Annotated in this window: 10 protein-coding genes; 5 read left to right on the forward strand and 5 right to left on the reverse strand. The window is 74.3% G+C overall.

What is annotated here, in order from left to right; translation table 11 throughout:
• Window positions 1–630 (reverse strand): NAD(P)/FAD-dependent oxidoreductase (locus tag I73_RS23780; protein ID WP_022982909.1); only part of this gene is annotated, 630 nt, incomplete at its 3' end.
• 8 nt (window positions 631–638) lie between these two features.
• The gene (locus I73_RS23785; protein WP_022982910.1) at window positions 639–2,060 is read right to left on the reverse strand and encodes a coniferyl aldehyde dehydrogenase; all 1,422 of its coding nucleotides are present in this window, start codon (window positions 2,058–2,060) and stop codon (window positions 639–641) included.
• A 157-nt stretch (window positions 2,061–2,217) separates the two neighbouring features.
• Here I73_RS23785 and I73_RS23790 point away from each other — a divergent pair, with 157 nt between their 5' ends.
• Window positions 2,218–3,258: an AraC family transcriptional regulator gene (locus tag I73_RS23790; RefSeq protein ID WP_022982911.1), complete on the forward strand. Its 1,041-nt coding sequence runs from the start codon at window positions 2,218–2,220 to the stop codon at window positions 3,256–3,258.
• 12 nt (window positions 3,259–3,270) lie between these two features.
• Here the strand turns inward: I73_RS23790 and I73_RS23795 are convergent, their stop codons facing one another.
• Together I73_RS23795 and I73_RS23800 are read right to left on the reverse strand one after the other, a co-directional pair.
• Window positions 3,271–3,597, reverse strand: coding sequence for a hypothetical protein (locus tag I73_RS23795; RefSeq protein ID WP_022982912.1), 327 nt, complete (start codon window positions 3,595–3,597; stop codon window positions 3,271–3,273).
• A 129-nt stretch (window positions 3,598–3,726) separates the two neighbouring features.
• Window positions 3,727–5,145 (reverse strand): PLP-dependent aminotransferase family protein, encoded by a 1,419-nt coding sequence (locus I73_RS23800; protein ID WP_022982913.1) that lies wholly within the window; start codon window positions 5,143–5,145, stop codon window positions 3,727–3,729.
• Window positions 5,146–5,300: 155 nt separating this feature from the next.
• Here I73_RS23800 and I73_RS23805 point away from each other — a divergent pair, with 155 nt between their 5' ends.
• Entirely contained in the window at window positions 5,301–5,681 is a 381-nt protein-coding gene (locus tag I73_RS23805) for a hypothetical protein (protein ID WP_022982914.1), read from the forward strand.
• Here I73_RS23805 and I73_RS23810 read toward each other — a convergent pair.
• A complete protein-coding gene (locus I73_RS23810; protein ID WP_234409600.1) occupies window positions 5,617–6,012 on the reverse strand; it encodes a nucleotide pyrophosphohydrolase in 396 nt (131 codons plus the stop codon). The genes I73_RS23805 and I73_RS23810 overlap by 65 nt on opposite strands.
• Before the next feature lie 139 nt (window positions 6,013–6,151).
• Here I73_RS23810 and I73_RS30290 point away from each other — a divergent pair, with 139 nt between their 5' ends.
• From I73_RS30290 to I73_RS34655, 3 genes are all read left to right on the forward strand, one after another.
• Window positions 6,152–6,985, forward strand: a complete 834-nt coding sequence (locus I73_RS30290) for a hypothetical protein (protein WP_022982916.1) — start codon at window positions 6,152–6,154, stop codon at window positions 6,983–6,985.
• 86 nt (window positions 6,986–7,071) lie between these two features.
• Window positions 7,072–7,626 carry an ECF-type sigma factor gene (locus I73_RS23820; RefSeq protein WP_022982917.1) on the forward strand — a complete coding sequence of 185 codons (555 nt, stop codon included), beginning with the start codon at window positions 7,072–7,074 and terminating at the stop codon, window positions 7,624–7,626.
• Window positions 7,627–7,639: 13 nt separating this feature from the next.
• Window positions 7,640–8,265: protein kinase (locus I73_RS34655; protein WP_026097144.1), on the forward strand; the 626-nt coding region annotated here is incomplete at its 3' end.

The raw sequence follows: 8,265 nt of genomic DNA on the forward strand, positions 1-8,265 counted from the left end.
CACATAGGCGGCCGAGCGCTGGAACACACTGAGCTGGGCCACCCGCGGCGCGATGGCCGGCACGAACTGGATGGCCGAGGCGCCGGTGCCGATCACCGCCACCCGCTGGCCTTCCAGCGCCACGCTGTGGTCCCACTGCGCGGAGTGGAAGCGCGGGCCGGCGAAGTCCGCCAGGCCGGGGATGTTGGGCAGGGCCGGGCGGCTGAGCTGGCCCACGGCGGTGATCAGCTGTCGGGCCCGCAGCGTCTCGCCACTGGCCAGCGTCACCGTCCAGCCCTGGGCGGCCTCGTCCCAGGCGGCCTCGCGCACCTCGGTGTGCAGGCGCAGGTGGCGGCGCAGGTCGTACTTGTCGGCGCAGTGGCGCAGGTAGTCCAGGATCTCGGGTTGGGTGGCGAAGCTGCGCGACCAGTCGGGCTTGGGCTCGAAGGAGAAGGAGTAGAGGTGCGAGGGCACGTCGCAGGCAGCGCCTGGGTAGGCGTTGTCGCGCCAGACGCCGCCCACGTCGCCGCCCTTCTCCAGGATCAGGAAGCGGGTCTCGCCGGCCTGGCGCAGCGCCACGGCCATGCCCAGCCCGGCAAAGCCGCTGCCGATGATCAGGGCGTCCAGCATCTCGGTGTTCGTCTCGGCCATCGTCTGCCTCAACCCAGGCGCTGCAGCAGGCCCAGGATGCGCTCGAAGGTGGCGCCGTAGGGCGGGCGGAACAGCGCGGTGCCGGCCCAGCGCGACTGGTGGAACACCGGCTTCAACTTGCTGAAGGTGTTGAAGCCCCACTCGCCGTGGTAGGCCCCCATGCCGCTGGCGCCCACGCCGCCGAAGGGCTGGTGCTCCTGGCCCAGGTGCCACAGGCAGTCGTTGACGGTGACGCCGCCGGAGATCGTCTCGTGCAGCACCCGGTCGCGGTGCGCCGTGTCGCGGCCGAACCAGTACAGGGCCAGCGGCCGGTCGCCTTGCTGGACATGGGCGATGGCGGCGTCCAGCGAGGGCACCTCCAGGATGGGCAGCACCGGGCCGAAGATCTCCTCGCGCATCAGGCGTGCCCCGGCCGGTGGGTTGAGCACCAGGGTCGGCGCGATCTTGCGCGTGCCCTGCTCCAGCGATTCGTTGGCCGGGTTGACCTGCACGATGGTGGCACCCAGGCCGGCGGCCTCGGCCAGCATGTCGCGCAGCCGGGCGTGGTGGCGCGGGCTGACGATGGCGGTGTAGTCGGGGTTGTTGCGCAGCGTTGGGTACATGCGCTCGGCCGCGCGGGCGATGCGCCGCGCCAGGGCCTCGCCCTGGCCGGTGGGCACCAGCACGTAGTCGGGCGCCACGCAGGTCTGGCCGGCGTTGAGCAGCTTGCCGTAGGCGATGCGCTGGGCCGCCTCGTCCAGGTCGGCGGAGCTGTCGACGATGGCCGGCGACTTGCCGCCCAGTTCCAGCGTCACCGGCGTCAGGTTGGCGGCGGCGGCCTGGGCCACCAGCCGGCCCACCGGCGTCGAGCCGGTGAAGAACAGGTGGTCGAAGGGCAGGTGGCTGAAGGCCTGGCCCACGCTGGCGTCGCCGGTCACCACACTCATCTCGTCGGGCGCGAAGGCCTCGGCCACCACTCGCTCCAGCAGGGCCGAGAAGGCCGGGGTCAGCTCCGAAGGCTTGATCAGCACCCGGTTGCCCGCGGCCAGGGCCGCCAGCGCCGGGCCCAGCGAGAGCTGCAGCGGGTAGTTCCAGGGCGCCACCACGCCCACCACGCCCAGGGGCTGGGGCAGCAGGCGGTTGCGCCCGGGCAGGAAGTGCAGCTGGGTGGGCACGCGCCGCTCGCGCATCCAGCCCTTCAGATGGCGCAGCGCATGGCGCAGGCCGGCGCGCACCACGAAGGCCTCGGCCAGCCGGGTCTCGTGCGGGCTGCGGCCGCTGAAGTCGGCGCTGATGGCCTGCACCAGGGCCGCCTCGTGGCGGTCCAGCAGCGCGGCCAGGCGCTGCAGCCGGTCGCGCCGCTCGGCCAGGGTCGGAAAGGGCTGTCGGCCAAAGGCCTGGCGCTGGGCCTCGAAACGGTCCACCAAGGGGGAGGGCGGGGTCTGCTGCACGGCGGGTCTCCGGTCGGTGTGGCGGGCGAACGCACGTTCGCTTTTCTGGCCGCGATGATGCGGTCCGCCGGGGTCTTCACCCAGGGCCCAAGAGGCCGATCACTTTATGATTCGGGCCAATTGATGGCCTCTCAGGGAAAGTGAGGAGGCCCGCGCCATGAACAACTTCTGGGATTTCCACCGCAGCCCCGTCAGCGTGGCCCTGCTGTTGCAGGTGGGCCGCGAGCACGGCCTGGCCCCTGCCGACCTGCTGGCCGGCACCCGGCTCACCGAGGCCCAGCTGGGCGACCCCAACACCCTGCTGTCGGCCGGCCAGGAGCTGAGCGTCGCCACCCAGCTGCTGAAGGCCCTGGGGCATCCGCCCGGCCTGGGGTTGGCGGTGGGGGCCCGCTACCACTTCTCGCACTACGGGCTGTGGGGCTACGCCCTCATCACCAGCGCCACGGCGGGCGACGCGCTGGCGCTGGCGTTGCGCTTCCTGCCGCTCAGCCATGCCTTCACCGCCATCCGTTACCACGAGGAGGGGGCGCTGGGCGTGCTGAGCTTCGGCGCGCCGGACCTGGTCTCCGCCGGCCTGCAGCGTTTTGTGGTCGAGCGCGATCTGGTGGGGGCGGCGGTGCTGCTGCAGGAGGTGGCCGGCGCCGACGTGCCGCTGGCCTGGCTGCGCCTGCAGGCCCCGCGCCCGGCCACCCGCGGCCGCCCCGCCCCGGTGCTGGACCGGCCGGTGGCCGGCGCGGTGCCGCAATGGGGCGCGCCCGACACCAGCCTGGCCTTCGACCGCCGCCTGCTGGCCCGGCCCCTGGCCCAGGCCAATGCGCTGACGCTGGCGCAGTGCGAGCAGCTCTGTGCCCAGATGCTGGAGCAGCGCCGCGCCCGCCTGGCCACGGCCCAGCAGGTGCGCCAGCAACTGGCCGCCCGCGGGGCCGCGCCGGCGCAGAGCGAACTGGGCCGGCTGGCCCGGGCCCTGCACCTGAGTGAGCGCACCCTCAAGCGCCGCCTGCAGGCCGAGGGCACCTCCCTGCGCGCGCTGCAGGCCGAAGCCCGCCGCAGCCAGGCCCTGGCCCTGCTGGCCGATGCCCGGCTGAGCCTGGGCGAGGTCGCCGAGCGCCTGGGCTTTGCCGACCTCTCCAGCTTCTCCCAGGCCTTCAAACGCTGGGAGGGGGTGTCGCCCCGGGCCTACCGGCAGCGGGTGGATTGAGGCCGACGAGGTTCAGTGCCAGCCGCTGGGCGGCACCGGCAGGCGCAGGGCCAGGGCCAGGCCGGTGAAGACGATGAACAGCAGCAGCTCGCCGGCGTTGGCCAGGGCGCCCAGCAGGTTCAGCCAGAAGGGCAGGCCCAGGCCGACGGCCGCGCACATGGCCAGCGTCAGCAGGCCGGCCAGCACGCCGTGCACCTTGACGTAGTGCGGCATCCAGCGGCGCAAGGTTTCCAGGTTGTCCACCCGCGTTGCGCGCAGCAGGAACAGGTCTCCCCGGGGCGCCTGCATCAGGCCCACGGGCAGAAGGTAACGGGTCCACAGGGAGCGGCTGGAAGACATGGCGGGGTTCCCGGAAAGACGGCACACCGGACGAGGACCGGATTGTCGGGGATCAAGGGTTTACCCTAGCGCCATGCGGGGGCATGTGACCGCCTCCGCGCGGCACTTCTTCACGGCGAAGGGCGAGCCTCAGCCCCGGCCGGCCAAGGTGCCCAGCGTGCGCAGGGCGGCGTCCACTTCGTCGTCCATGGCCCGGCCGCAGCTCAGGCGCACGCAGCCGTCGTAGCGCCGGCCGGTGGAGAACATGGAGCCCGGCGCGATCTTGATGCCCCGGGCCAGCGCGGCGTCGAACAGGGCGTCGCCGCTGGCGCCTTCGGGCAGCTGCAGCCACAGCAGCATGCCGCCCTCGGGCAGGGTCACCCGGGTGCCGGGCGGGAAGTGGGTGGCGATGCGGTCGGCATAGGCGTCGCGGTGTTGGCGCAGGGCCTCGTTCAGGCGCCGCAGGTGGCGGTCGTAGGCCGGGTTGTCCAGGAACTCGGCCACCGTGGCCTGGGGCAGCTCCTCCGGGAAGCGGCTCTGGGTGTACTTGAGCATCTCCACCCGGGCCTGCCAGCGCCCGGCCAGCATCCAGCCCAGGCGCAGGCCGGGCGCCAGGATCTTGCTCAGCGAGTTGCAGTGGATGACCCCGCCAGCGCGGTCCCAGGCCTTGAGCGGGCGCGCCGGCTGGGCGCTCATCTCGCCGTAGATGTCGTCCTCGATCAGGGCCACGCCGCGTTCGGCGCACAGGGTCACCAAGGCGGCCTTGCGTTCGTCGGGCATGGTGCAGCCCAGCGGGTTGTGCAGGGTGGGCATGACGGCGACCGCCTGGATGGACGGGTCGCTGTCCAGCGCGAAGGCCAGGGCCTCCACCGACAGGCCGTCGCGCGGGCTGGTGGGCAGCTCGATGGCGCGCAGGCCCAGGGCCTCGATGATCTGCAGCAGGCCGTAGAAGCTGGGCGACTCCACCGCCACCGTGCCGCCGGGCTGGGTCACCGCCCGCAGCGCCAGGTTCATGGCCTCGGTGGCGCCCTGGGTGATGACCACCTCTTCGGGCGCGGCCGTCACGCCGCGGGCCAGGGCCCGCCGGGCCAGCGCGGCGCGCAGCAGCGGGTGGCCGTGCCGCCGGGTCATGCTGACCAGGGCGTTGGGCGCCAGCCGCAGCTTGCGCTGCATGATGCGCGCGAGCGCCTCGCCCGGATACAGCGCGCTGGGCGCCACCGCCAGCGCCAGGTTGGCGCTCACCGGCTGGCGCTGGCCGCGGGCCAGGATCTCCGAGACATGGGCCGAGATGCCGACATAGGCCGCCGGGTCGATGGGCCGCGGGCCCTGCTCGGCGGCCGGGGGCAGGTCGCGCCGGCGCGGGTGCTGCACGAAGTAGCCCGAGCGCGCGCGGGCCTCCAGCCAGCCCTCGTCCTCCAGCTGGCGGCAGGCCTGCAGCGCGGTGGACAGGCTGACGGCGTGGCTGCGCATCAGCGCGCGCACCGACGGGAAGCGGTCGCCCGGGCGCAGCGAGCCGGCGTGGATGGCCGACCGGTACTGGTCGGCGATGCGGCGGTACAGCGGGTTCATGGCGCGGGCCAGTGTGGGCGCGGGGCCCGAATCGCAACAGACACAGAGTGTCGCGGATCAGACCGGAACAGAGGGCCTTCCGGGCGGCTGTTGCGGGCCTGGGCGTGCGCGGCTGTGCCTGCCGGGCCGCGGCCCGGCTGCGCACAGTGGAGGCCATGCACCCCGATGACCTGACCCCTCCCGCCACCGTCACCCACACCCTGGCCGCCGGCCAGTGCCTGAGCCTGCACCTGCGCCGGGGCGACCGGCTCTGGCTGGCCCAGGGGCGCCTGCAGGCCCGGCCGCCCGCCCAGTGGCTGGGCGAACGCCTGTGGCAGCCGGTGGCCGTCTGGGCCGAGGGGCATCAGGACCGGGTGCAGGACGCGGGCGAGTGGCAGTGGCAGGCCCTGTCGGCCGCCACGTTGCAGCTGCAGCGGCGGGCCACGCTGGGAAGTCGGCTGTGGGCCTGGCTGGTCGACGGGAGAGCCCGCCTCACAGCGCGCTGGCCCGGTCGGCCCGGCCGCGCGCCTTCGCCACCGGGTACTTGGCCGCGTTGACCACCATCTTGCGGGCGGCGGCGTCCAGCAAGTCCACCTCCAGCGCGCTGGCCAGCTGCACCAGGTAGAGCAGCACGTCGGCCATCTCGGCGGCCACCGCGTCCTGGGCGGGCCCCGGCTGGGCCAGGGCGCGGCTCTGGTCCTCGGTCAGCCACTGGAAGTGCTCCAGCAGCTCGCCGGCCTCGACGATCAGCGCCGAGGCCAGGTTCTTGGGCGAATGGAAAGGCTGCCAGTCGCGCTCGGCGGCAAAGTCCCGCAGGCGCTGCTGCAGCTGGGCCAGGCTGTCGGGTGAAGCGGTGGGCGAAGAGGCGGACGGCAAGGGTGAGGTCACGGCGTTGTCCCGAAAACAGAGGATGGACGGCCCAAGGCTACCCCGTTTGGCGGGCGGCCCATGTCCGGTTTCGCGGCCCGATGTCGTTCACCCCTCAGACGACTCCGCCATGTGGGTGGAGCACGGGTGGGGAGAGGACATGGACGGGCTGTGGAAGGCGGCGGCCACCGCGCTGACGGTGGCGGTGCTGATGGGACTGGCGCGCGGCGCGGGGCACCGGGTGGCCGGGCTGCTGGCGGCCCTGCCCACCACCACCGCGCCCGCCCTGGTCTGGCTGGCGGCCGACCAGGGCCCGGCCTTTGCGGCGCGCGCGGCCGTGGCCAGCGTGGCAGCCTGCACGGTGCTGGCCGCCTTTGCCGGCGCCTATGCGGTGCTGGCCGGGCGCTGGCGCCTGGGCTGGACGCTGGTGGGCGCCCTCGGCGTCGCGGCGCTGGCGGTGGCCCCGGCCTGCTGGGCGGCCAGCCAGCTCTCGCGCAGCCTGGCGCTGGCCCTGCTCAGCACCGCGGTGGTGGCCTGGGCCTGGCCGGGCCGGCCCGTGGCGGGGCTGGGCGCGGCGCGGCCACCGGCCATCTGGCTCACCGCCCTGGCCGCCGGAGCCCTGGGGGCGCTGGCCGCCACCCTGGGCGGGGTCATGGGCAGCCTGGGCGCCGGCCTGATCGCCTCGCTGCCGGTGGCCGGCGTGGCGGTGGCCGTGGCCGAACATGCCCGCCATGGCCCGGCCGGCGCCCGCGCCTTCCTGCAGGCCTATCTGGCCGGCCTGGTCGGCAAGGCGGGCTTCGGGGCGGTGTTCGCGCTCGCCGTCGCGCCCTGGGGGGCCGGGGCCGCCTGCGCCCTGGCCAGCCTGATGGCCGTGGTGCTGGCCATGCTGCCGGTGGCGTGGCCCTTGCTGGCGCGCACGCTGGCCAGGGCCCTGAGGGGGCCGCGGCAGCCCACGGACCGCCCGACCCGGGCCCACGGCCGTGACGTCTGTTGACAGTCGTCCCTTGCCGACCGGAGGCACAGGGCACCGTTTGTCCCTACCATGGCGCTTCCACAGCATGCGGTGCAGGGAGCAGGTGCATGGGCGAGGTGACCGAGCTGATGAACCGGGCGCGGGCGGGCGAACGCGGCGCGCTGGACCGTCTCTTCGAGTTGCTCTACCCCGAGCTGCGGCAGGTGGCCCACCGCCGGCTGGCCCGGCACCCGCGCGACGGCGGTCTCGAGACCACCGCCCTGGTCAACGAGTGCTACCTGCGCCTGGCCGAGCGCGAGGGCCTGACACCGGCCGACCGGGCCCACTTCCTGGGCTATGCGGCGGCGGTGATGCGTTCGGTCATCGTCGACGCGGCCCGGGCGGCCCACACCGATCGGCGGGGCGGCGACCAGCCGCATGTGACGCTGGACACCGCCGTGTCCGACAGCGTGGCCCATTCGGCCGAGGAGATCCTGGACGTGCATGCCGCGCTGCAGGACCTGGCCCGGGTGGACCCGCGCCTGGCCCAGGTGGTGGAGATGCGCTACTTCGGCGGCATGACCGAGGCCGAGATCGCCACCGTCCTGGGCCTGACCGACCGCACCGTGCGGCGCGACTGGGAGAAGGCCCGGCTGCTGCTCGCGCACGCGCTGCGCGCCTGAGCGGAGCGGCCCGGTGAAGCCGCTGTCCCATCTGGTGGCCGACTGGCCGGTGCTCAGCGCCCTGCTCGATCAGGCCCTGGCCCTGCCGCCGGCCGAGCGCCCGGCCTGGCTGGCCGCGCTGCCGCCCGAGCAGGCCGCCCACCGCTTCGTGCTGCAGCAGCTGCTCGATGCCCAGGCCCAGGTCGAGACCGACGACTTCCTGGCCGCCCTGCCGGCCCTGCCGGTGCCGGACGCCGCGCTGCCGGGCCTGGCGGCCGGCGAACTCGCCCCCGGCCAGCAGGTCGGCCCCTGGCGCCTGCTGGCGCCCATCGGCAGCGGTGGCATGGGCACCGTCTGGCGGGCTGAGCGGGCCGATGGCGGGCTGGAACGCAGCGTGGCCCTGAAGCTGCCCCGCCTGGGCTGGGACAGCAGCCTGGCCGAACGCCTGAACCGTGAGCGGCGCATCCTGGCCGGCCTGGCGCATGCCCACATTGCCCGCCTCTACGACGCCGGGGTCGACATCCTGGGCCGGCCCTGGCTGGCCATGGAGTACGTGGAGGGCGAGCGCATCGACCACTGGTGCCAGGCCCGCCACACGCCGCTGCGCGCGCGGGTGGCCCCTGCTGCTGCAGGTGGCCGATGCGGTGGCCCACGCCCATG

The sequence above is a fragment of the Ideonella sp. B508-1 genome (assembly GCF_000333615.1).
Lineage (GTDB): Bacteria > Pseudomonadota > Gammaproteobacteria > Burkholderiales > Burkholderiaceae_C > Ideonella.

Excerpts from the sequence above, each read along its gene's own strand:
- I73_RS23790 (WP_022982911.1), top strand. The coding sequence starts at position 2,218 with ATGAACAACTTCTGGGATTTCCACCGCAGCCCCGTCAGCGTGGCCCTG.
- I73_RS23795 (WP_022982912.1), bottom strand. The coding sequence starts at position 3,597 with ATGTCTTCCAGCCGCTCCCTGTGGACCCGTTACCTTCTGCCCGTGGGC.
- I73_RS23800 (WP_022982913.1), bottom strand. The coding sequence starts at position 5,145 with ATGAACCCGCTGTACCGCCGCATCGCCGACCAGTACCGGTCGGCCATC.
- I73_RS23805 (WP_022982914.1), top strand. The coding sequence starts at position 5,301 with ATGCACCCCGATGACCTGACCCCTCCCGCCACCGTCACCCACACCCTG.
- I73_RS30290 (WP_022982916.1), top strand. The coding sequence starts at position 6,152 with ATGGACGGGCTGTGGAAGGCGGCGGCCACCGCGCTGACGGTGGCGGTG.
- I73_RS23820 (WP_022982917.1), top strand. The coding sequence starts at position 7,072 with ATGGGCGAGGTGACCGAGCTGATGAACCGGGCGCGGGCGGGCGAACGC.